Origin of the sequence: Chryseobacterium camelliae, from assembly GCF_002770595.1 — a bacterium.
In the GTDB taxonomy this organism is placed as follows: domain Bacteria; phylum Bacteroidota; class Bacteroidia; order Flavobacteriales; family Weeksellaceae; genus Chryseobacterium; species Chryseobacterium camelliae.
In genome coordinates this window covers 13,153-35,469 of sequence record NZ_CP022986.1, presented here as the reverse complement: position 1 = coordinate 35,469, position 22,317 = coordinate 13,153, and the positions used below count along the sequence as shown (strand labels likewise).

The 22,317-nt window shown below is 42.4% G+C and carries 18 protein-coding genes; 8 read left to right on the top strand and 10 right to left on the bottom strand.

All coding sequences use genetic code 11. The features are described from left to right. The first annotated feature begins 416 nt into the window (after window positions 1–416). Entirely contained in the window at window positions 417–764 is a 348-nt protein-coding gene (locus tag CGB83_RS00145; RefSeq protein ID WP_100073942.1) for a DUF3892 domain-containing protein, read from the top strand. A 40-nt stretch (window positions 765–804) separates the two neighbouring features. Here CGB83_RS00145 and CGB83_RS00140 read toward each other — a convergent pair whose 3' ends face one another. Both CGB83_RS00140 and CGB83_RS00135 read right to left on the bottom strand, forming a co-directional pair. Beyond that, window positions 805–3,558, bottom strand: a complete 2,754-nt coding sequence (locus tag CGB83_RS00140) for an ATP-binding protein (RefSeq protein WP_100073941.1) — start codon at window positions 3,556–3,558, stop codon at window positions 805–807. A gap of 170 nt (window positions 3,559–3,728) precedes the next feature. After that, complete coding sequence (locus tag CGB83_RS00135; protein ID WP_100073940.1) at window positions 3,729–3,977, bottom strand: helix-turn-helix transcriptional regulator; 249 nt, start codon at window positions 3,975–3,977, stop codon at window positions 3,729–3,731. 593 nt (window positions 3,978–4,570) lie between these two features. Here CGB83_RS00135 and CGB83_RS00130 point away from each other — a divergent pair. Continuing rightward, window positions 4,571–5,131 (top strand): hypothetical protein, encoded by a 561-nt coding sequence (locus CGB83_RS00130; RefSeq protein WP_100073939.1) that lies wholly within the window; start codon window positions 4,571–4,573, stop codon window positions 5,129–5,131. Window positions 5,132–5,541: 410 nt separating this feature from the next. Here CGB83_RS00130 and CGB83_RS00125 read toward each other — a convergent pair whose 3' ends face one another. The 5 genes from CGB83_RS00125 to CGB83_RS00105 all read right to left on the bottom strand — a co-directional run bounded on the left by CGB83_RS00125 (window position 5,542) and on the right by CGB83_RS00105 (window position 9,626). Next, window positions 5,542–6,039, bottom strand: a complete 498-nt coding sequence (locus tag CGB83_RS00125; protein ID WP_157761256.1) for a Cif family virulence factor — start codon at window positions 6,037–6,039, stop codon at window positions 5,542–5,544. Further along, window positions 6,036–7,145, bottom strand: coding sequence for an acyltransferase family protein (locus CGB83_RS00120; protein ID WP_100073937.1), 1,110 nt, complete (start codon window positions 7,143–7,145; stop codon window positions 6,036–6,038). Before CGB83_RS00120 ends, CGB83_RS00125 begins: the two co-directional genes overlap by 4 nt. A gap of 351 nt (window positions 7,146–7,496) precedes the next feature. Beyond that, window positions 7,497–8,399 (bottom strand): class A beta-lactamase, subclass A2, encoded by a 903-nt coding sequence (gene bla, locus CGB83_RS00115; protein ID WP_100073936.1) that lies wholly within the window; start codon window positions 8,397–8,399, stop codon window positions 7,497–7,499. Between the two features lie 159 nt (window positions 8,400–8,558). Further along, window positions 8,559–8,972, bottom strand: coding sequence for a VOC family protein (locus CGB83_RS00110; protein ID WP_100073935.1), 414 nt, complete (start codon window positions 8,970–8,972; stop codon window positions 8,559–8,561). Between the two features lie 69 nt (window positions 8,973–9,041). Continuing rightward, window positions 9,042–9,626 carry a Crp/Fnr family transcriptional regulator gene (locus CGB83_RS00105; RefSeq protein ID WP_228420023.1) on the bottom strand — a complete coding sequence of 195 codons (585 nt, stop codon included), beginning with the start codon at window positions 9,624–9,626 and terminating at the stop codon, window positions 9,042–9,044. Between the two features lie 179 nt (window positions 9,627–9,805). Here CGB83_RS00105 and CGB83_RS00100 point away from each other — a divergent pair, with 179 nt between their 5' ends. Both CGB83_RS00100 and CGB83_RS00095 read left to right on the top strand, forming a co-directional pair. Further along, a complete protein-coding gene (locus CGB83_RS00100) occupies window positions 9,806–11,647 on the top strand; it encodes a glycoside hydrolase family 35 protein (protein WP_100073933.1) in 1,842 nt (613 codons plus the stop codon). After that, a complete protein-coding gene (locus CGB83_RS00095; protein WP_100073932.1) occupies window positions 11,644–13,743 on the top strand; it encodes an alpha-L-fucosidase in 2,100 nt (699 codons plus the stop codon). Before CGB83_RS00100 ends, CGB83_RS00095 begins: the two co-directional genes overlap by 4 nt. Window positions 13,744–13,828: 85 nt before the next feature. Here the strand turns inward: CGB83_RS00095 and CGB83_RS00090 are convergent, their stop codons facing one another. Beyond that, complete coding sequence (locus tag CGB83_RS00090) at window positions 13,829–14,755, bottom strand: hypothetical protein (protein WP_157761255.1); 927 nt, start codon at window positions 14,753–14,755, stop codon at window positions 13,829–13,831. A gap of 333 nt (window positions 14,756–15,088) precedes the next feature. Between CGB83_RS00090 and CGB83_RS00085 the strand changes: the two genes are divergently transcribed. Continuing rightward, entirely contained in the window at window positions 15,089–17,668 is a 2,580-nt protein-coding gene (locus CGB83_RS00085; RefSeq protein ID WP_100073930.1) for a phosphatidylglycerol lysyltransferase domain-containing protein, read from the top strand. A gap of 50 nt (window positions 17,669–17,718) precedes the next feature. After that, entirely contained in the window at window positions 17,719–18,363 is a 645-nt protein-coding gene (locus CGB83_RS00080; protein WP_157761254.1) for an alpha/beta fold hydrolase, read from the top strand. An 88-nt stretch (window positions 18,364–18,451) separates the two neighbouring features. Here CGB83_RS00080 and CGB83_RS00075 read toward each other — a convergent pair whose 3' ends face one another. Further along, complete coding sequence (locus tag CGB83_RS00075) at window positions 18,452–20,257, bottom strand: hypothetical protein (RefSeq protein ID WP_100073928.1); 1,806 nt, start codon at window positions 20,255–20,257, stop codon at window positions 18,452–18,454. A 323-nt stretch (window positions 20,258–20,580) separates the two neighbouring features. Between CGB83_RS00075 and CGB83_RS20050 the strand changes: the two genes are divergently transcribed. Both CGB83_RS20050 and CGB83_RS00070 read left to right on the top strand, forming a co-directional pair. After that, a complete protein-coding gene (locus tag CGB83_RS20050; protein WP_143052714.1) occupies window positions 20,581–20,751 on the top strand; it encodes a lmo0937 family membrane protein in 171 nt (56 codons plus the stop codon). Between the two features lie 136 nt (window positions 20,752–20,887). After that, entirely contained in the window at window positions 20,888–21,499 is a 612-nt protein-coding gene (locus tag CGB83_RS00070) for an alpha-ketoglutarate-dependent dioxygenase AlkB family protein (protein ID WP_100073927.1), read from the top strand. Here the strand turns inward: CGB83_RS00070 and CGB83_RS00065 are convergent, their stop codons facing one another. Then, entirely contained in the window at window positions 21,500–21,958 is a 459-nt protein-coding gene (locus CGB83_RS00065; RefSeq protein WP_100073926.1) for an NUDIX hydrolase, read from the bottom strand. Window positions 21,959–22,317 lie beyond the last annotated feature (359 nt).

Sequence of the window (22,317 nt, the reverse complement as noted above, 5' to 3'; positions counted from 1 at the left end):
TTAATTATAAGAATTCTTATACCTTTATATAATAACATTTCTCCATCTTTTTTAAATACAAAATAAATATAAATTTTGATTTCTTATTTTCTGAAATAATATTTTTTATTTAGAAAATCATCATAAACCTTTAATTACGCAAAAACATTGCGTAACTAACTTATAGTTTTGTCTTGTGTTATTAAAAGAAAGCAAAAAATTATGAGTTAAGCTTACAGCTATAGAACTAAAATAATTCGGATTTATCGAATTTGCTTATCTACAATCTACGCGATAGCATTAAATTCATGCTAAAGGTTTAAAATCTTAAAAGTAAAGTTATTAATACTTTATTACGATTTCGGATAGTTCAAACGTTATGGAGAGTCCAATGAACAAATAATCAACTCCGGTAATAAATTCAACTACTGGTCTGGATGAAAGAGGCCAGAAAAAATTTTAATGTTATGAGTAAGTTTTACATTACAGCAATTAGAGAAAAAAGTGGTAATCCATCATTTATCACTGATGTTTTAGTTCACTCTCCGGTATCAGCTGGTCGGTTGAGTAAAGGTAGAGTATTTACTAAAAATGAAGTCATATCAGCATTATCTTTAGGTCATACTTTTAAAACTGCAACTTACAACTATAGTAAAGGTTCATGGTCTGAAGGGGCAAATGTTAGTACAATACATATAGGCTACAGTACTTATTTACGTACTGACAAAGACTCTACGGCGAGGGATAATCTTGGTAACTTGTTATTAATTGATGAACTTAGATAAGTACTAATTTAAAAGGCAATCTTTAAGATTGCCTTTTAAATTAGTACTTATCTATTTCGATAATTTGAATAGCTTGATAAGGTTTTCCATCATTTTTTACGTTTTTGTATTTGATTGCCAATAAATCTCCTTCCTTAATATATCCCCATCTATTCCAACCTTCATCAAAAAAGTTTACACTAAGATAAAATTGCTGTCCTTCTTTATTTTCTGCAAACATGAAGCTCGAAAGTCCATAACCTTTATCTTCTGGAATATGATAAACTTTCACTATTTCATATCCATCTGCACTTAGTTCAAGAATGTGTTCACTATCATATTTAGATTTTTCTTCGTCATATCTTTTAAACCATGATACTACCTTTATCGGATTTCCAATTAACTCAAGATCAAATAGTTTTTTAATAAATATCTGATTTTCGATATTATTTATATTTTCATTTCTTAATTTAGAAATAATATTAAAGAAATGTTTAGCAACAAAACTTAAATATTTTATTTGAATATGTTGAGAATATTCGAATGAAATATTAACTATAAAATCAATATCTTTTATTATCTTATTAGCCTCAGTACAAGCAATATCGAAGTACCCTTCTGTCTCAAAGATATAATTTAGTATATCAAATATTTCTTCTACTAGTGGTGTTATAATATCTGTAAAAGAATGATTAAACTCAATTTTCCTTTTTAAGGCAGTTGCACGTGAGACGCCAATAATTCCGCTCCAATTTAAATGACTTTGCCAGTTAATTGATTTATCCAAAATTTTATCATATTCGCCTAAGTAAATAAGACTTAAATAATAAAGTTTTGTTACTGAAAAGCTAAATTTTTTATTAGATTTAAGTGTTTCATCATAATTTTTTGAAATTAAAAACTCAAAATAATTTAATGCATCGAGATAATCATTATTATAAAAATATCTTAGAGCTATAGCTAACTTAATTCTTGGTGATTCCGGATTTTGTTCTTCTGCTTTAATTAAATTTGATAATTCATTACTGGTATCTTTTAGATCTTTAAAAATTCTTGAAAAATGATACAATAATAAAGCGTCATTATTTTTATATTTTAGAATATCATTAAACTTTTCTTTAATGATTATTAAATCTGAATGATTATAATTTTTTCCCAGGCATTTGTTTAAATCTGTGACAAGACTATATATTGTGGGATCAATATTATCTGGTATATACTCCTCATCGAACTCTGATAGCCCCAATTGCTTTATTCTAGCAGATTGTTCTAATATTTTTGCTTTACGTTTTTTGACTTCCTCAGTAATACTATTTCTAACTTCAATATTTTTTGGATTTGTTAAAAGTAGATCTTTAATGGAATCACTAAGCTCATATATATCATTACCATATTCATCAATAGTTCTAAATATCAAACTTGTTTTTCCTAATTCATTAATGGATTCAATAATATCTTCTTTACTAAAATTTAAAAATTCAATTAATTCAGATCTATTAGGATTACCAATTGCATATATTGCTTCTAAGATTACAATTGATTTTTGCTTTAATACTTCGATTAAATTTTTATATGAAAATGATGCAATATCTTTTTGTGATTTTGATATGGACGAAATTATATCTCCATCTTTTAAATATAAATCTATTGTTAACCTAATTGCTAAAGGGTTGTTATTAGCAGTACTAGCAATTTTCTCTAAGTCTTCTTGTTTGAAATCTAAAACTCCTCTTTTTTTAAGATAATTTCTACTCAAATTTACAGCATGCCTTTTAACTAAAGGTTCTAAAGGTACAGTTGTAGCAGAATCAATAGAAATTCTACTAGTAACTAAAACCTTCCAACTTATTGGTAATTGTTCATTGAATTCAATAAATTCTTTTTGAGAATCCATCAATAATGTTTCAAGATTATCTATACATATTAAAATATTTTCATCTTCTAGAATTTCTATTGCCTCTTCAATGGTTGTAAATTCATGATTACTATAAATCTTTTTAAGATCTAAAAAAATTGTCTCCTTGATTTGTTCTAGACCAATTATCGCATTAATAGGTTCAATACCGTCAATAGTTAATTTTTCATTTTTTAAAGAACAAAATACAATACAGCTTAACCTAGATGTCCAAATAGGATTTAGAGATATATCTTTTAAATATTGTAAAACTAAAGCAGTTTTTCCTACACCACCTGGTGCAACTATAGCTATTAAATTATTTCTTCTTTTGGAGAGCACACTTTCCAAATCTTTAAATTCTTTATCACGACCTAATAAACCAGTAATTTCGTGGTCAAACGTAGAAGGTAATGTATTTGGAATAGCCCAATTAACATTATATAACCACTCATCTGGAGGTGTATTTAAATTTTCCTCCATTGCAGAATTTAGTGCTGTTCTAATATTTGATAAACTTAATTTTTCAATTAAGGGATCACTTGCAATTGCAGCAACTCTGAACCAATAGCAATCTGGAAATGGTCTATTCGGATGACTAACTGCATTTCTTATGTCAAAGATTCCAAACATCAAACATAGTTGCTTAAGTTCAACCATATGTTGATGTAAACTTGTATTTAATGTTATATTTATTGCAAAATTAAATATCTCATCTAAATAACTAGACTCAATAATTAAATTTAGGTTTTCTTTTGAAAGAACATTTCCTCTAACTTTTTCTCTATCAATTATTGATTCAATACTTGATTCTGAAATAGTGTGTAAGACTTCATTTTCTATGACATAGTTACCTAATGAGGTTTCCAGTTCATATACTATCATAGCTGTTTTTATTCTCAATTTTTGAGTATGATCCATTAGTTTTTATATATATATCAAATATATATAAATAATTTATAAATAGCTAGAGTATAATTTTTTATGCTTAAAGAATCAGTGGATTATATAATTTTATTTAATAGCTAAATGATTGTACTTCCAAATAGATCAAATTATAAGTATAGTTATAATTCAATTCTACTTTAAACCTAGTTAAATAATGGATCATCAAAAAATTCTTGTAAGGTAATTTTGACAAGCGTGCAAAATCTTTGAATGGTGTAGATCGTGACTCCCCTGTCACTTTCGAAACTTTCCCATCGGTTTACTTGTTGTCTGTCAATATCATGAAGCTTAGCAAATCCGCTTTGGCTCAACCCAGTGGCCTCTCTCAGATTAATTAATCTTTGAATAATTTTATTTCTTAGTTCAATATCTTCTTTGTTAAGCTTACTCATTTAACAATTTTAAAATATTTGATAAAAAAACTTGTAATCCGTTTGGTTTACATTATCTTTTTTATATATATTTGGAAAGAATTATTGATTGCAGTAATTTTGCGATACTTCAACGAACAATAGAAGCTATTGCTTAGAATCTCGATTCGAAAACTGGTAATTTTTAGTACACGAGACGATAAGCGGAAAGCTCACGACCTAGGCGTGAGTTCTCTTATCTGTGTACAAGGTATACCAGTGCCCCGAATCGGATATGTAGAGCTCCACGCCGTTTTTATTTCATGCAGTCCGCTGCCTCTACAATTTTTCTAAGCCAATCTTCCCAACGATAAAGTATCAATGTGTAAATGTGTGTTTTTAGAGTATGCCGGCTGATACAGCCGTGTATATTCCCTGCTTTCCGGTGCCCGGCGGCTAATGATTCCTCGGTTACCCGGTTCTTTTTTCTCTGCCCAAGGGCACCAGGAAAGCTTTTTAAAATACCAAAAAACCTGCTTTTAAGCTTGCCATTAAATAAGGACAGTCAACAAAACGAACTGTTCCGGGAACCTGTAGGTTCAACCGGAACCTCATAAACACAAAAAAACATCCGTATGAAAAAAGAAACCATCAACGTAAAACACCGGCCGAAATACAGCCATAAGAAACATTCCAGCCTGAAAATGCTGGACACATTCTTCCGGTTCAACGACCTCACCACCGCCAAAGATATGCTGAACACCATTATGCAGTGTGCCGTGCAGAAAAGAGGTTTTATAGACGAAGATTTTTCCACTATTGTCCATTTCCACCAGTCGATGCGGTCATTTATCCGTGCCGGATATTTTCTCCGCATGAAAAACAAGAAGTGGATGCTCAGTACCTCAACTGAAACCATTTCACCACTCATGCAAGGCTCCCTTTCCGATGAAGAATTCCACAATCCCCTGCTGGTTTTCCACACCGCTTTTACCGCTTTCACTGTAAAGGAATTCGATTACTTCCTGGGCGGAATGGTCTATTTTTCCCTCGGCGTCTACCGCTGCGGCCCGGAAAAGAATATGGTGAGTCCATATATTTATCTGACGAAAATGCTGGATGCAGGGTTTGTTATTCTGGAACGGAGGAAGGCTTTTTTAGAAGTTAAAGAAGGTGAAGAGGACGAAACAAGCTGATCATACGAAGGGTGAAGGTTTACAGATCGAAATGATCTTTCATTTCATCTTACAGGCTTGTGCTACAGTGAAAAACCTAACGGGTTTTGGAAACCCGTTAGGTTTAGAAATGGATGAGCTCTGATGGAAACCTTCAAGGTTTTAAAAACCTTGAAGGTTTGGAAGCGGGAAAAGTTTTCCAGATGGAATGCTGATCCGGTATTGATTATTTACAGGCTTATTTTGCAGTAAGAAAAACCCCATAGGTTTTGAAAACCTATGAGGTTTGAATGCCTGTCAGGTCATTTTATCTTTATTTTTCGCTTGCGGATGGTGCAGATTCTTTATTTGCATTCAGATCTGTGTAATCCCTGTGATCTGCGAGCGAATTTAATTTCCATGCAAAAAATCTAAAACATCACCATACAGATTTACTCAGGTTTCGGGAAAAATTTTGCATTTTCATAGGAATAAATAACGCTCACGATTTTCCATTTCCCTTCCGCTTTAATCAGGTGCCAGGCTTCATCGCCCCAATTGGTAATGGTGTTGTCTTCACGGAAAATATAATTAAAAGTAACGCTTGCCATGACATCATCATTGACGATGCGGATGTTGTTAAATTCTTCTTCCTTCCTTCCCGGTTCCATAATATAGCGGAAGAAATTCTCATAGGTATCTTTGAAATAATTTTTGCTGTTCGCCGGATTGGTCTGCTGCCGTTTTGCCTGCGACCTGTTTTTAACCACACCGATCCAGACGACAGGATTTTCATGGAACAGGCGGTAAAAAGCTGCCGAATCTTTTCTGATGATGCTTTCTTTAACCTGCCGGATAACAGTTTCGATTTCCTTTTTTTCTGGGGAATAGTTCTGGGCCGCTGCAAAACCGGACAGCAGCATGAAGATGAGTAGATGAATAGTTTTCATAGAAAATATTGATTAAGGATTTTATTTTTGATCTGCGCCGATGGCCTTTCGATACCATAGCGATACAGCAACCCGGCCAGGATACAGCTGACTAGGCAGAGAACCAGCACAACAGTGTCCGGAACCTGGATTGTAAGCTGATCAAGAAATCGCTGCACCAGATGGATGATCCCTTTGTGGGACAAATAGATGGCATACGAAAGGGCGGCCAATTGTGACGTTACCATATTGGCTTTCCTGCCCAGGAACGATGACTGCGAAATGGCTCCCGCTACCAGGATTCCGTAACTGATCGCCACCAGGCTAAACCCGAAAACCGAAGCCTGAGCTGAGTACTGGTCCCTGCAAAACCAAAGAGAAAAAGTTACAGCCAGAATTCCGGTAATGGTCAGGAGGTTCCCATTCTTATGGATGATTGTTTTGAACCTGGATGAAACCCTGAACAGGTAACCCATCAGCACGCCGATGGCCAGTCCGTCCAGCCGCGTATACGTAGGATAATACAGCTTCATGTACCATACTTTCCAGAACTCAGGCGATTCGAGAAGCGGAGCAACAGCATGCTCCCAGAAAAAAAGCCGGATTAGCAGGGTAAAAATCAGCACAAAAAGGATTCCAGAGGTCACGTAGCTCACTGATTTCAGCCGGATCAGAAGCAATAAGGACAACGGAAGTACCAGGTAAAACTGCTCTTCGATGCACAATGACCAGGCGTGAGAAAATGTCCCTTGGTCAATCACATCCAATCCATAATTCTGTGTGAAGGATACGAATTTCCATAACGGCGGCAATGCTTCCCGTTCCCGGAATACCGGAAAACAAAAATACAGGACCAGCGTCACTGCATACGGCGGAATAATCCTGAAAAACCGTTTCGTAAAAAAGATGTTCAGCCTGATGGTTCCATACCGGCTGATTTCCCCGAACAGCTGGCCGGAGATCAGGAAGCCGCTCAGTACAAAAAACAGATCGACCCCGGTCCACCCTATCCAGCCCACCGTATCGATCCAGTCCGGATGTTCAAACATCCGGTAATGATACAACAGCACCAAAAGAATGGCAACAGCTCTGAGGTGGTCCAGCCCGTGGAATTTTTCTCGCTCCATTATTTTTTTCAGCAAAAGTGCGCTTATTTATCATGCAACGGGGAAGGTCGATGCAGAATACGCCCGGCTGAATGCAGATGGCGGGATTTTCTATCCAAATGCAGAGGGTTGAGCATTGATGTCAGAAAAGAAATACCGTTTCACTCAACACGACTGAAATGAAAAATGTAACCGGCAGCGACTGTATTATTTTGTGGGTGACCTCCCAAACTGAGAAAGTAGAGAAGATTTCTGTAGCTGCTGTGTAAACAATAAAAAACAGCATCCCTGAAATGAGGAATGCTGTTTTTTATCAATGATGCATAAGGCGCTATTCAAAGCTGCGGACAGATTATTTTGCCTGCATCCCGTTTATTTCTTTTTGTTAAAATAATCCCAGGCTGCTTTTGAGATATCCGCGATGATTTTTTCATTGGTTTCTGCATTTTCCATGGACTTTGTAACAAATACAGTAATGAAATAATGCTTTCCGTTCGGCAAAAAGACTATTCCCATATCATTAACAGCTGCAGTAAGGCCTTCTTTATTGGCGCCTGAAGATCCTGTCTTATGAGCCACCACAGTTGTCTTGGGCAACTGCCCCCTAAGCCTGTTTTCCCCCGTTTCAGTTTCCCGCATCACCTTCCAGATGAAATCGTAACTCTTCTTCGAGAGCAATTGGTTGGCATTGACATAAAAGAGTTCCAGGATTTCGTTGCCTGCTTTCGGAGTGGTCCAGTTCTGGAATTGGAGGTCCCAGTTGGCCTGCTGGGTTTCTTCATTGATTTTAATGGAAATATCTTTCACTCCGCTTTCCTTACAGTACTTTTCTACCGCTTCCGGGCCACCGATCATTTTCAGCAACAGTTCACAGCCTACATTGTCGCTTTGTGAAACCGTGTATTCCAATATTTTAGATAAAGGAAGCGTCACCCCGTTAGGATACTGATCACGGATAGGACTGTAGAGATCCGGCAATAAATCCTTCTTCCCTATTTTTATTTTCTGATTGAGGCTGAATTTACCCTTATCAACCTGTGACAGGACCGCTAATGCAATGTGAAACTTAAATACGCTTTGCAGCGGAAAATGCCGGTTGCCATTGATGGATAGAGTATCCTTGCCGTCCTGGCTTTTAATGGCAACGCCTACTTCAGCATCCTTTGATGAAATAATCTGCTGTATTTTTTCTTTGAGGTTATCTGTGGTCTGGGCGAAAGCCTGGCAGCAGATCATCAAGGCAAACAGAACAGTGAGTCTGAAACGGTGTGTCATTTTTGTATGTTTTTTATTGTAAAGTGCAGTCCAAGTACTTTCCGGAAATGTTTTTACAATACTCTGTCCAGAATAAACATTGAAACTGTTTCAAATATAAGCATATCTAATCAAAACGGATCATTCCCTATGCAGACAGCAGCCTGAACACCCGTTACGTCATGATTCCGAATGCAGACCGATCCTGTTGCCCTCGCTGTCCATGATCACAGCAATAAATCCTACAGGTACAAAAAGCCGCTTCGGTTCCACCATCTTTCCTCCGGCCGGAGCAACCCTGTCCAGGACTGCCTGAATATCCGGGCTGGCGTTCAGATAAATAATCGTACCCTGATCTGAAGGCCGGTTACTGCCTGATCTGGCCAGCACTCCGGTTACTCTCCCCGAAGTGGCCTGAACCACATGAGGATCGGCAGGAAAGAAAATGCCTTCATCTTCGCCGTCCCCTTTCCTGACCATTTTGAGGTCTAAAATAGTTTCATAAAAACGTTGTGCCCGGTCCAGGTCTGAAACAGGGATTTCAAACCAGGTAATCACATTGGTGTGCTCATCGATCTTTCTTAATTTTTGCATAATGACTTATTTTTATGCAAAGGAAAATCTTTTCGGGAAGAGCATCCTGTGACAATCGTCACATAATGGTCACCGTGAAACCCTGCGCCTCCTGATACGGCTCAGGGTTTCCCTCCTCACGCCCAGGAATGAAGCCAGCTGGGAAAGCGGTACCCGCTGCACCAGTTCCGGCCTGTTCTTTTCCAGGTAACCCAGCCGTTCTTCCGCAGAATACAGCTGAAAAACGGTCAGAAGTTCTTCCTGCCTAACGGCATACCTCCGGATGCAGCTCCTGCCCAACGCTTCGACCTCCGCCGACTGTTTTGAAATCTCAAACAGCTTTTCCCGGTCAAAAACAACAGCCGTTAAAGGCTCACAGGCCATGATGTTGAATTCGGATTGCTCCCCCGAACCGAAACTGTTGATGTTCGTTACGATTTCATTTTCAAAAAAGAACCCCGTGTTTTTAACCTCGCCATCGATCTCATAATAAGTCTTGCAGTAGCCTTTTACCACATAAAACAGGGAACGGCAGATCCTGCCCTGCTCCAGCAGGAAATCATTCTTCCGGAATTCACGGCTCATCAGTGCAGGCCTGAGCAGTTCCCAGCCCTGGTCTGAAAACGGCATCAGTGAACGGAGGAAATCCTTCACTTCTTTTTCTCCAGTCATCATTAGAATTTATTTAAAAGTTAAATGTAAAAAAATCCGGCTGGATGACCATCTGTGCAGGTCGCTTTTATCGGTTTATGTGACATCACCTTTTCATGTTTGTTCCGGATCCGATAATATGAGTATATTGCTTTCCGGATTCCGGCCAATGATACAGGCCGGACAACAGCCAATAAACTATCATGAACAGACTCATCCTTATTCTCAGCAGCCTCTTTTTTTGCTGTACCGTTGTGCCGTGCTCCGGTCAACAGGCAAAACATACCTTCACCCTGGGAGATTCCGACTTTTTACTCGACGGGAAACCCTTACAGATGATCTCCGGGGAAATGCATTGTGCCCGGATCCCGCGTGAAGCCTGGCGCGACCGGATGAAAATGGCCAAAGCCATGGGACTGAATACCATCGGCACCTATGTGTTCTGGAACGTGCATGAAGAACTCCCGGGAACCTATGATTTCAGCGGGAACAATGACATCGCTGCGTTTGTGAAGACAGCCCAGGAAGAAGGCTTATGGGTCGTCCTGAGGCCCAGCCCGTATGTCTGTGCAGAATGGGAGTTCGGCGGTTATCCGTGGTGGCTTTTGAAATACCCGCAGATGAAAGTGCGGAGTACCAATCCTGCGTTTGTGGCAGCCTATACCCGTTACATCAATGCCCTGGCCAAACAGCTTGCTCCCCTGCAGGTGACCCATGGTGGTAACATCCTGATGGTGCAGATAGAAAATGAATACGGATCCTACAGCGATGATAAAACTTACCTGGACCTGAACCGGAAAATATTCAGGGAAGCCGGTTTTGACGGGATCCTGTTCACCTGTGACGGGGCAGACCAGATGCCGAAAGGATACCTTCCGGGCTATCTTCCGGCTGTCAACGGACTGGAAGATCCTGCCAAGGTGAAAGCACTGATCAACCAATACCACAACGGAAAAGGACCGTATTATGTCGCGGAATGGTACCCAGGATGGTTTGATGACTGGGGTAAAAAACATGCGGATGTTTCTGCAGAGCAGTCTGCAAAGACGCTCGAAGCGCTTTTGTCGGCCGGTATTTCCGTGAATATGTATATGTTCCACGGCGGTACTACCCGCGGGTTTATGAACGGAGCCAATATGAATGCGCAAAACCCGTATTCCCCGCAGGTTTCCAGCTATGATTATGATGCTCCCCTGGACGAAGCAGGAAATCCGACCGGAAAATTCTTTGCCTTCAGAAATGTTATTAAAAAGCATCTTCCAAAAGGAAAGATTATTCCGGATGTTCCGCCAAAGAAATCTGCGGTTAAGATTGCCGACATCATGCTGGACGCGTATGCCGGTGTTTTCAGTCAGCTTCCGGAACCAAAGCAATCAGTAAAACCCCTGTCTTTCGAGGATCTGAGCCAGGCGTACGGCTTTGTGCTCTACCGGACCACTCTGAACAAAGACGGCTTGCTGAAAATAAGGGAGCTCAGGGATTATGCCCTGGTCTATGTCAACGGAAAGTATATCACCACCCTGGACCGACGGCTGAAACAGGATTCCGTAGCTTTATCCGGCATTCCTTCCGGGGCAATCCTTGATCTGTGGGTAGAAAACAACGGCCGCATCAATTACGGTCCATACCTTGCCGATAACCGTCATGGCATCACAGAATCCGTATCCGTTGACGGACAGGAGGTTTCGGGATGGAATATGTACCGTTTCCCTTTCCATACGGTGAGCAACTTCTCTTTCAGCCGGACAGCTGATCAAAAAGCCGGGCAGCCCGGCCTGTATAAAGGAACTTTTATCCTGAATCAGCCGGCAGATACTTATTTGGATATGCGGGATTTCGGGAAAGGCTTTGTATTTCTGAACGGACATAACCTCGGAAAGTACTGGCAGATAGGCCCACAGCAGACCATCTACGTGCCGGCTTCGTGGCTGAAGAAAGGCAAAAACGAAATCGTTGTTTTTGACGAACTGAAAAGCGGTCACACCCATCTCTCTACAATCGATCATCCCATACTGGATCAGAATATAATCCCTGAAAACAGATGAAAAAGTGGATCTTCCTGAGCGGACTTATGGCGGGAATGCTTCCCTGTTCGGCACAAAATGCACCGCAGCCTTACGGAGCTCTTCCTACCCAGGCCCAGCTGGACTGGCATGAAATGGAAATGTACTGCATCATCCATTACAGCGTAGATACCTACACCGACCGCGAATGGGGTTACGGGGATGAAGATCCGGCCCTCATCAATCCTGCACGGTTCGATGCACACCAGATTGTGGCAGCGGCCAAAGCAGGCGGCTTCAAAGGTGTGGTAGTCGTGGCCAAACATCATGACGGACTCTGCCTGTGGCCAACAGAAACCACTGCGCACAGCATCCGCAAGAGCCCCTGGAAAAACGGAAAAGGCGATATGATACAGGAATACCGGGAAGCCTGTGACCAGCTGGATATGAAGCTGGGCCTCTATTGCTCTCCCTGGGACCGCAACAGTGCTTATTATGGCAAACCGGAATACGTTGATCTTTACCGCAGGCAACTCAAAGAATTGTATACGAATTACGGGAAACTCTTCATTTCCTGGCATGACGGTGCCAATGGCGGCGACGGCTATTACGGCGGCAGCCGCGAAACGCGAAAAATAGACCGTTCATCCTATTACGGCTGGGAAACCACCTGGGCGCTTATCCGGAACATACAGCCCGGAGCGGCTATCTTCGGTGATGTGGGCCCTGATGTCCGGTGGGTAGGAAATGAAGAAGGCCATGCCGGCGAAACCTGCTGGGCTACCTACGAACCTCAGGCTCCGGAACAGGGCCGGCTTCCCTCCAACGGCTTTACAAAATATCAACTGGGCACGGAAGGGACCCGGAACGGAAAATACTGGATGCCGGCCGAATGCGATGTTTCCCTCCGCCCGGGATGGTTTTACCACGCCCGGGAAAATAGCCGCGTAAAAACACCCGATGAACTGCTCGACCTTTATTACAAAAGTGTGGGCCGCGGGGCCAACCTGGACTTAGGATTGTCTCCCAACCCTGATGGACAGCTGGATCCTGAAGATGTGGCCTCGCTTCAGCAGTTCGGGTACGTACTCCATCAGACCTTTTCCAAAAACCTTGCGGCAGGTGCTTCCCTTTCCGCCAGCAATACCCGGGGGAATAATCTTTCCCTGTACGGTCCGGAGAACCTGCTGGATGATGACCGGTATTCTTATTGGGCCACCGATGACCAGGTAACCAACCCGGAGCTTACCTTGACCCTCCCCACCGAAACCACTTTCAATGTTATCCGGCTGCGGGAAAATATCAGGCTGGGCCAGCGTATTGAAGCTTTTACCATCGAAGCTTTTACCGGAGGGAAATGGGAAAAGATCGCTGCTGCGACAAGCATCGGTGCGAACCGGCTCATCCGGCTGCAGCATTCAGTTACTGCTTCCGGGATCAGGCTTACCATCACCCAATCTCCTGTAGCCGTTGCGCTGAGTGATTTCGGATTGTATCATGAGCCGGAACTGCTCAGGAAACCGGTGATTACAAGAAGTTCCGAAGGAAAAATCAGCATCACATCTTCACCAAAGGGGTCAAAAATCTACTATACGCTGGACGGCAGCCCGCCTACTCCATCTTCTTCACACTACCGTACGCCGTTCCGGTTACCTGAGGGCGGCCTAGTAAAGGCTTTGGCAGTAGACGAACGCCAGCAAAGCCAGACGGCTTCCCTCCAGGCAGGCCCGGTGAAAACCGCATGGAAAATGGTTCAGCCGAAATATCAGGGTAAAAAAAATCCTGCTGAATATGCGATTGATGACCGCCCGGAAACGTTCTGCCAGGCTTCATCCATGCCTTCTGAAATGGTTATTGATATGGGCCGGAAACAGAACATAAAGGCCTTTACTTACCTGCCCCGACAGGACGGAGATAATTCCGGTACCGTTACCCATTACCGTATCGAGACCAGTGAAGATAGCGTGCAGTGGCAGGAAACGGCAGACGGAGAATTTTCAAATATTAAAGCAAACCCGGTTGAACAGGTCGTTATCTTTCAAAAGCCGGCTTCAGCCCGCTTCATCCGCTTCAAAGCCACTGAAATTCTGTCCGGATCCGGAATGACAGCCGCCGAAATCGGTGTATTGCTCAAGTGACGTACCATTTAAATACTTTTTAAAACATAAAAACTGCCCTAATCTCTTAAGGCAGTTCATGTATTCTTTCATTTTTAAATACCTGTTAATCCTGGATCTGGAAGGTCTGGTTGCCCCAGCATCCTCCAATCGTAGCTTTTAAATTATAGGTTTTCAGAGCTTTCCATCCTTTATAAATAGTAAAAGATGCCCTGTTACCATTATGGATATACTGTGGCCCGAAATTCAGCGGATTTCCACTCCAACTCTGGGTATATCCGCATCTTTGGGTAAATGTATAGGATACATAAGGAATGGTTGGGTACTGACTGTAATCATTCCACCAGATGAACCATCTTTTCTGTGCCCTTGCTTCCGCTTTCAGTTCAAAATAAATCCCTGCATGCTGGTAAGACAGCATCTTTCTGGTTCTTTTCCTGCTGTTGCAATAGGTATTGGTGGTACTGTTCTTATATAATGCCCAACGGTCTTTACAGAAAATAAGGTGAAAAAGATAGCTGATCATCTCCTCTTTGGTACTGAAAGGCTTCACCGCGCTGTTTCCAGGGTCATTAAGAAGAATGCTTACAGCATTGGCATTACCGGCATCTATCGCATATGCTTTTTCTGCCGGCACATCCACACGTACAATGTAACCGCCCATCTGCACCAGCTTCTCGCGGTTCAGGATTAGAGGTAAAAGCTCAAAATCTTCATAGATGGTATCCTTTATTGCCGGATCCTGTTCTATGTCCACCGTATCGGCGGACTTAAATCTGGCATCGAATTCATCCAGCGAACTTCTTAGCGAAGAATAATCGGTATTGGCTATTTTATCGTTCCTGAAATCCGTATTCGATAGAAAATTATCGTACTCGTCCACACTGCTGAATTTCAGCATCTTTCTGGGATCAGACGCTGCTTTCATGGATGAGGCAGCCGGGTTTTGCGGGTCTTCTTTGGCAGGTTCTTCCAGATTCTGCTGACAGCTGTATAGAAACAGCCCTGTCATCAATGCAAAAACTGCATTCATTAATGATTTTTTTCTCATGATAATTAGTTTGTTAATGGTTGATGTACTGTGAAAAAATACATGTATTTAAATGTACACAATATTTTAACATCACAATACGGAGATTTCGCATTATAGAAAAATTCATTCAACTCCATCAAACCGATTGAATAACGCTATAATATTCAATACCTTATAATATAGTTATATTAAAATAATGAAGTATCTGACTGCAGTTGTGAAGCTGGTATAATACTTGACGGCAAACATTTCAGCATTAAAAAATTAATCCCTAAGTCTTCGGATTTTATTTAATTTTATGCCTTCAAATAAGAACAGATAAAAAAACTGTACATGAAAAAATTCAAACTGTCGGCAATGTTCAGGCAGATCCGCTGGAAAGAGCTGCTGGCTTTTGTTGTTTTACTGCTTGCCTTTGTTTTCTTCAGGAGTGAAAGGCATGAGCTTGCCTCCATAGGACCGCAGCTTAAAAATTCCAGGACGGAATGGATATTGGCAGGTATCGCCCTTTCCATTATCTATATTATTCTTCAGGGCCTCATGTACGTAACCAGTTTCCGGAGTGCCGGGCTTGGCCTGAAACTGCCTGAAGCAGTCAGTTTGTTCCTGAAACGTAATTTCCTGAGTGTTTTCCTGCCGGCCGGAGGCGTAAGTTCCCTGGCTTATCTTCCGAGGAACATCAGGACCAAAGGGTATAATACAGCGTCTATCCACCAGGCAAGTGCCGTATATGGTTTTGTAGGGCTGCTGACTGTTCTTGTCGTTGGCCTTCCACTGATGGTCTACGCACTGTTCATCAATAAAAATTTCAGCAGCAGCTGGTCCGGGATTGCGGTTCTGGGTATTTTGGTATTCGCGTTATATGGTGTTTTTATTTCATTCAGGAAAAAAAATGCATTATACCGGTTTACGGAGCGGAAATTCCCTAAGCTGATCCGTTCTTCTGAGGAAATATTCAGCAGTGAAATAGACCGTAAAAGTTTCCGGATGACCGTGCTGATTTCTGTAGGGATAGAATTCTGCGGGGTTTTTCACCTGCTTATTGCGATGTATGCATTAGGCACGCCTGCCTCTTTTTCCGCAGCGGCCATTTCTTACATCGTGTCTGTTGTACTGATGATCATTTCGCCTTTCCTACGGGGATTGGGTGCTGTGGAATTCTCGCTGACCTATATCCTGGTCAGCTTCGGATACCAGCATGCGGACGGTCTGGGCATTACTTTGCTCTATCGGTTGTTTGAATTCTGGCTTCCTTTACTGGTCGGTATTGCAGCTTATCTTTGGAGCGGAAGGAAGCTTCTGGCCCGGATGATCCCGGTGGTCATGATCTTTTTTCTCGGTATCATCAATATCCTGTCGGTGATTACGCCTGCCCTCGCAGACCGGCTTCATATCATCAAAGGGTACCTGCCGCTGGACGTTATCCATCTCTCCAAGACGCTGACACTGATTGCGGGAGTTCTATTACTGGTTACTTCCGCCCATCTGTTTAAAGGGACCCGCAGGGCCTGGTATTTCGCAGTGGCTTTTACGGTTATGTCTGTGGTATTCAACCTGACCAAAGCCCTGGATTACGAAGAGGCCCTTTTTGCGCTGGCGACACTGGGACTGCTGGTTTACAGCCGTAAAGAATATATCCTCAGGACAAAAAGGATTTCACTTCAGCGCGGGTTCGGATGGTTTACGGGCATTTTTACAGCTATTTTCATCTTCAATTACCTGAGCTTTTATTTTATCAGTAAATCCCATTTCGGGATCGATTTCACCAAAGAGGAAGCTTTTTATTATACCCTTCATACGTTCCTGCTCTTCAGCGATTCCGGACTGGTGGCCCGCACAGGCTTTGCCAGGGACTTCCAGAACCTGAACTTTATCCTGGGTGCCTTTTCCTGGATGATCCTTATTTTTTCGCTGTACAGGAGCAATATCCATAAAGGTACTGATGGCAGTACCGAAAAATACGAAGATGCCGAAAACCTGGTGGAAGAATATGGTGCTTCATCCCTGGATTATTTCAAACTGGCCCAGGATAAACAGTTTTTCTTTTCCGAAGAAGCGGATGGTTTTGTATCATTCCGGACGGCCAACGGATTTGCCGTTGTACTCGAAGAACCGGTATGCGCTTCAGAAGATAAAGTGACCGTGATAGAAGAATTTGAAAGCTACTGCCGCAAGAACAGCCTTAAAACCTGTTATTACAGGATCGGCGAAGACGGACTCTCCTATTTTCCGTCTTCCGGGAAACAGAAACTCTTCATCGGGCAGGATGCATTGCTGGATGCTGAAAATTTCAGCCTTTCCGGGAAAGAGCGGAAATCCATCAGGAACGGGGTCAACGGACTTGAAAAAGCAGGATACCGTACGGAAATCAGGTATGCGCCGCAATCAGACGCCACCATAGATCAGATCCAGGCGGTTTCAGACGAGTGGCTGACGGAATCGGATAAGAAGGAAATTGTATTTGCAGAAGGGATGTTTGACCGTGAAGTAGTCAGAAACCAGGACCTGATCCTGATCCTTGATCCGGAAGGCTGCTGTGTCGCTTTCCTGAATATCATCCCGCATTGCGCCCCGGATGAATGCAGTTATGATATGATCCGCAAAAAGGAGGATGCCCCTAACGGAAGCGTTGATTCGCTCATCATTAAGCTGGTGGAATACGCCCGCGCCAAAGATCTTAAATTCATCAATATGGGAATGACCCCGATGGCCGGAGCCCGGCAACCCGATAATACGGCAGAGCAGCTTTTACAGTTGGCCTATGAAAGGCTCGGAAGCTTTAAGCACTACCAGAGCCTGAGGAATTTTAAGGAAAAATATGCTGACCTCTGGGAAAACAAATACCTGGTGTATAACAATGACCTTGATCTTTTACTACTCCCGGCTGCCTTAAACAAAGTAATGAAACCATGAACAGCACATTGAAATTATTACGGTTAACCCCCTTCTTTTTTTTAATCTTTATGCTCTCCGGCTGTGGAAAAGGAAGTGATTTTAAAGTGACGGAATGGAATGACGACTATGATTCCCGCCCTATTATTTTTTACTTGAGCGGTGATGCCGGGTTCAATACCTTTTCCAAAAACCTGGGCAGGGATCTCCATAGTTTCGGCTACGATGTATTTGCCCTGGATACCAAATCATATTTCTGGAGCAGGAAAACCCCCGTTCAGACGTCTGCTGATGTGGAAAAATACATCAACCGGCAGCTAAACGGCCGTAAGAACAAAAAGGTTATCATTATCGGCTTTTCCTTTGGGGCTGATGTCACGGCGTTTGTCTATAACCGCTTTACACCGGACCTCAAAAATAAAATTGAAAAGGTATTTATCATCGGGCCTTCCAAAAGCAATGATTTTAAAATCCATCTTACGGAATATTTCGGAGAGGAATTCAAAGGCAGCTTTGAAGTGATTCCCGAGATCAATAGAATGAAGGACGTTCCGCTGACGCTGGTGCTGAGTGATTTTGAGTTTGCCCATTTTCCATACAATGAGATTACACTCAATCCTGCAACGTATCAGATGGTCCACATCCATGGAGACCATCATTACGGAGGGAATACGGAAATGCTTGCCGGTTTCCTCCATCAGCATATTCCGAAATAAAAATCTGCAAAAAATCTTTTGATTCTATGATAAAAATGGTTTCGGCTGCCTCCGGCAGCCGAAACCATTTTTTAAAGCCTTGTCATCTTTACCGGATGTCCGGGATTTCGATCTCTGCAAGCATATTCTTATAATCCCTGAGCTGCCTGTTAATCACATTGATCTCTGTCCAGAAAAATCCGGTGTTGGCAAACATTTCCTCATAATAGGCGATGCCTTCATACAGATTGTCCCTGAACGTTTTCCACTTTTTCTGCTGAACGCTGGTAAGGCTTTCTCCACAGGCTGCAATACCTTCCCTGAGATGCTGAACATACATTTTAAGTTCATTGATAAACATATTCGGGCGGTTGCGCACGGAAAGCACATCACCGTTGCCGTAAATATGGCGGACCATTTCCGAAAGGGAAACTTCTTTATCAAAATAGGCCAGGTTAGGGCCCGGACAGACTACCACTCCCTGTTCCTCGCCTTTGACTTCCATATCCTGCTCCATATAAGCGGCATTGACCAATCCTACGCACAGGCACGCTTTTTCGGTGATGGTTTTCTTTTTCCTCTCAAATTGTTCCATGCTGAGGTGCGGCTTTTCTGAATCCAGTTCGGCAAGCCTGATATCCTGGTACTTTTTGGAAGCCGTACAGGTTCCTTCAGGGGAAAACTCTTTGCTGAGGGCCAGCAGTTTTTTCGGGCACGAGCTTCCATACCGGTTTACAGTTCCTCTGCGCATCCTGATGAGTTCATTGGAGGTGCCTTTAACAGTATTGAACAATACGCCCAGCGGAGAAAGGTTGCTTACATAAAAGTCATGTTCTCCGGACTGCCTCAGCAGTTCCCTGGTTTCACGGTCTACCGAAGTGGCTTCCGGAACCAGCAGGAAAGGAGATCCCCATCCCACGCTATCTACATGGAACCTTTCAAGCAGGAATGCATGCTCTTCTGAGGTACCTACTCCACCCTGTACCGTAATCTTCATTTCCGGGGGACCGGACAGTCCGGGTTTGCCCTTCTGCTCCAAAGCAGCGGACATCAGGGAATAGGCTGAATGGATCAGCTCCTGTTTTTTCTGCATGAATTCTTCCATGATAGGTCCCAGCAGCAAACCTTCGGTGGCAAAAGCATGGCCGCCGCAGTTGAGTCCGGACTCAATCCTGTATTCCGATACCCAGAGTCCCTTTTTAGCCAGGAAGTTTCCCTGGATCATGGCCGACCTGAAATCGCTGACCTTAAGGATAATCTTCTTTTTGATCTGTCCGTTAGCATCCGGAAAAAAATCATCAAAGGTTTCCATATAGCTGTACAGCCTCGGATTCATGCCCGCAGACAGCACCACAGCAGCGGATAACCGGCTGTTGGCAAATCCACGGAGTGACGCATGGGCATCATTGTACATCACAGGGAGCTGTTCATGGTCCCTGTAATTGTCCTTGTCCACTTTGGTCATGATATTCACGTCAATGCTGCCCGGGTTCAGGTGGGTCTCAATGCAGCGCCGTACGGCAGCAGTGAAATCACCGCTCTGGCCCAGAAAGCTCTGGAGGCTTTTTCTAAGCTCCGAAGTGTTGGGAAGCATTTCGGTAAATCTTTTCAGTGTGGCTCTGTTCTTAACAAGGTCCTCTTTAAAGGCTCCGAACTTTTCCGTAACGATCTCATCTACCATATTCAGGTAGTCCGTAATCCTCCTGGCACGGTAATCGTCTGCTTTCACAGGAATCTCGGCATACGTCAGGTTGAATTTCCTGCTGTAAAAATTTTTCATTTTCTCTATAATCTCATCATCGATTATAGAAATGACGGAAGATATTCCGTACTGCGCTACACGGATAGGGCTGTCTATCGTGTACGCCAATCCCATTACGGGAATATGGAAATTGTGCAAAGGTTTGTTGATCATTTATATATTGAATAAAATAATTGTCCTTACCAATTCCCATCAACTATTCACTCGTGCAAAAATATCTGTTTCCTATGAATTATGCACTAAATAGCACATGAATTATTCTGAAATCTGTGTGAAATCATGTTTTTCAACTTTTAAGCATAAAAAAAGCGATCATCGCAGTAACGCATGCAATCCGGTCCAGACAGCGATTAGGACGGATATATAATATCTAAACAATAAAAATTTTCGCTCAACAGATACCACATTTTCATCCTCCGGCATAAAAGGCATAAAATATGCTATAAACCTCATATATAACTTTAAATTTTACAGTCATGAGAAGTATTTTATGGTTAGTTGCAGTAATCTGCATCGTCGTTTGGCTTTTAGGTATGTTAGGAATCGTACCGGGAATGGATACAGGATATCTTGTTCACATCTTATTGGTAATTGCCATCATTGTGATCCTTTATAACCTTATATCAGGAAGAAGACCACTTGATTAAGCAAACTGCACATTTAACAACACCACATCAGTCATTGTATCAATATGTCAATGATTTAAGCAAGAACAACTCATAGTGTTACTTTTATACGGTAACACTATGATTTATTTTGAACCTGTAACGCCTCTATTTTGTAATGCAACAACTTAGCCTTTTCAATTCTGATGAATTTTACCGTTTCCCCGATCAACTGCTGGATTATACGGAACAATTTTTAGCCAGGGAAGAAGCAGACCAGCTGATCAGATTATTGATTGATACCGTTCCTTGGGAGCAGACGTTGCAGAAAATACGGGATAAAACAGTTGTTACTCCGCGCCTGACCGCCTGGTATGGCGATCCGGACACCTCTTACCAGATCGGTAAAAAAGCAGTGACCGCCCATCCTTGGCTGCCTGAGCTGCTGGACCTCAAAAAACGCATTGAAAATGAAACGGATTGCCGTTTTAATTCGGTATTGCTGAACTTATACCGTAACGGTCATGATTCCGTAGCGTGGCACCGCGACAAGACGCACGCTACCGAAACCCTGTCTTCCATTGCTTCACTGAGCCTGGGGCAGGTAAGAAATTTTGATTTCAGGAAACTGGATGACCACAGGCAGAAACACTCCATTTCCCTCGCTCATGGTTCTTTACTGATTATGAAAGGGAATTTACAGACGGAATGGGAACACCGCATTGCCAAATCTTCTGAGCTTATGCGCCCCCGTATCAACCTTACTTTCCGAATGATCCGGGAATTGTAATCATTGTAGTACTCCTTCAATTTCATCAATGAATGCGCATTGCGCAGGATTGATTTTAATTCGTGCCTCTTCCGCCGAAAACCATTCCCACCGGTCTACTTCAGGAATCTCCATCATTTTTCCGGACCTGGGCGGCCACGCGATCATGATCGTATTGCTGGACAATCCTGAAGTCTCGATTTCTCCTTCCACAGCCCAGCAATAAACGGTCTTCCCGCCCTTTTGGGTGATGGCTTTCAGAGCAATAAAATTTCCGGTAACCTCCTTTCCGGTCTCTTCTGAAAATTCAGTACGCGCCCGTTCCAGCGGATCTTCATCCTCCATGATTTCCCCTTTGGGAACCGACCATGCTCCGTCATCTTTATTTTTCCAGAAAGGCCCGCCCGGATGTACCAGAAATACATACAGCTCCCCTTTCTGTTTTCTGAACAGTAAAATACCCGCACTCTTTTTTGCCATAATCTAACCTTTACTCAATTCAAACTAATTAATGATCCCGGGGTTATGAACTCATAGGCTAAAGAAACAGTCCGCCCTACACAAAGATAAATATTATTCTAAAATTTAAAATCCATGATCTCTGTCTCTTATCTATCCGTCTATCATCTCTCATCTAAAAACATATTCCCCTCTTTTCTTTTGCCTTGAAATCGAAGATTCGACGTAGTCAAACAAAAGAAACAAAAGATCAAGACTGGAAAGAAAGACTAAAAACAAAGGCTGATCACTAAAAATTCTGAACTTGCGCGGATCAGCTATAAGAACTGTCTTTGAACTTCTTGTGCCGCGCTTCGGACAGAAGAATTTTCTTACCGTTC

What these genes read in the sequence shown, in the direction of transcription:
- CGB83_RS20050 (WP_143052714.1), top strand. Translation starts at nt 20,581, where the DNA reads ATGAGAAGTATTTTATGGTTAGTTGCAGTAATCTGCATCGTCGTTTGG.
- CGB83_RS00090 (WP_157761255.1), bottom strand. Translation starts at nt 14,755, where the DNA reads ATGAATGCAGTTTTTGCATTGATGACAGGGCTGTTTCTATACAGCTGT.
- CGB83_RS00110 (WP_100073935.1), bottom strand. Translation starts at nt 8,972, where the DNA reads ATGCAAAAATTAAGAAAGATCGATGAGCACACCAATGTGATTACCTGG.
- CGB83_RS00120 (WP_100073937.1), bottom strand. Translation starts at nt 7,145, where the DNA reads ATGGAGCGAGAAAAATTCCACGGGCTGGACCACCTCAGAGCTGTTGCC.
- CGB83_RS00095 (WP_100073932.1), top strand. Translation starts at nt 11,644, where the DNA reads ATGAAAAAGTGGATCTTCCTGAGCGGACTTATGGCGGGAATGCTTCCC.
- CGB83_RS00075 (WP_100073928.1), bottom strand. Translation starts at nt 20,257, where the DNA reads ATGATCAACAAACCTTTGCACAATTTCCATATTCCCGTAATGGGATTG.
- CGB83_RS00070 (WP_100073927.1), top strand. Translation starts at nt 20,888, where the DNA reads ATGCAACAACTTAGCCTTTTCAATTCTGATGAATTTTACCGTTTCCCC.
- CGB83_RS00135 (WP_100073940.1), bottom strand. Translation starts at nt 3,977, where the DNA reads ATGAGTAAGCTTAACAAAGAAGATATTGAACTAAGAAATAAAATTATT.
- CGB83_RS00100 (WP_100073933.1), top strand. Translation starts at nt 9,806, where the DNA reads ATGAACAGACTCATCCTTATTCTCAGCAGCCTCTTTTTTTGCTGTACC.
- bla (WP_100073936.1), bottom strand. Translation starts at nt 8,399, where the DNA reads ATGACACACCGTTTCAGACTCACTGTTCTGTTTGCCTTGATGATCTGC.
- CGB83_RS00125 (WP_157761256.1), bottom strand. Translation starts at nt 6,039, where the DNA reads ATGAAAACTATTCATCTACTCATCTTCATGCTGCTGTCCGGTTTTGCA.
- CGB83_RS00130 (WP_100073939.1), top strand. Translation starts at nt 4,571, where the DNA reads ATGAAAAAAGAAACCATCAACGTAAAACACCGGCCGAAATACAGCCAT.
- CGB83_RS00065 (WP_100073926.1), bottom strand. Translation starts at nt 21,958, where the DNA reads ATGGCAAAAAAGAGTGCGGGTATTTTACTGTTCAGAAAACAGAAAGGG.
- CGB83_RS00085 (WP_100073930.1), top strand. Translation starts at nt 15,089, where the DNA reads ATGAAAAAATTCAAACTGTCGGCAATGTTCAGGCAGATCCGCTGGAAA.
- CGB83_RS00145 (WP_100073942.1), top strand. Translation starts at nt 417, where the DNA reads ATGAAAGAGGCCAGAAAAAATTTTAATGTTATGAGTAAGTTTTACATT.
- CGB83_RS00080 (WP_157761254.1), top strand. Translation starts at nt 17,719, where the DNA reads ATGCTCTCCGGCTGTGGAAAAGGAAGTGATTTTAAAGTGACGGAATGG.
- CGB83_RS00105 (WP_228420023.1), bottom strand. Translation starts at nt 9,626, where the DNA reads ATGATGACTGGAGAAAAAGAAGTGAAGGATTTCCTCCGTTCACTGATG.
- CGB83_RS00140 (WP_100073941.1), bottom strand. Translation starts at nt 3,558, where the DNA reads ATGGATCATACTCAAAAATTGAGAATAAAAACAGCTATGATAGTATAT.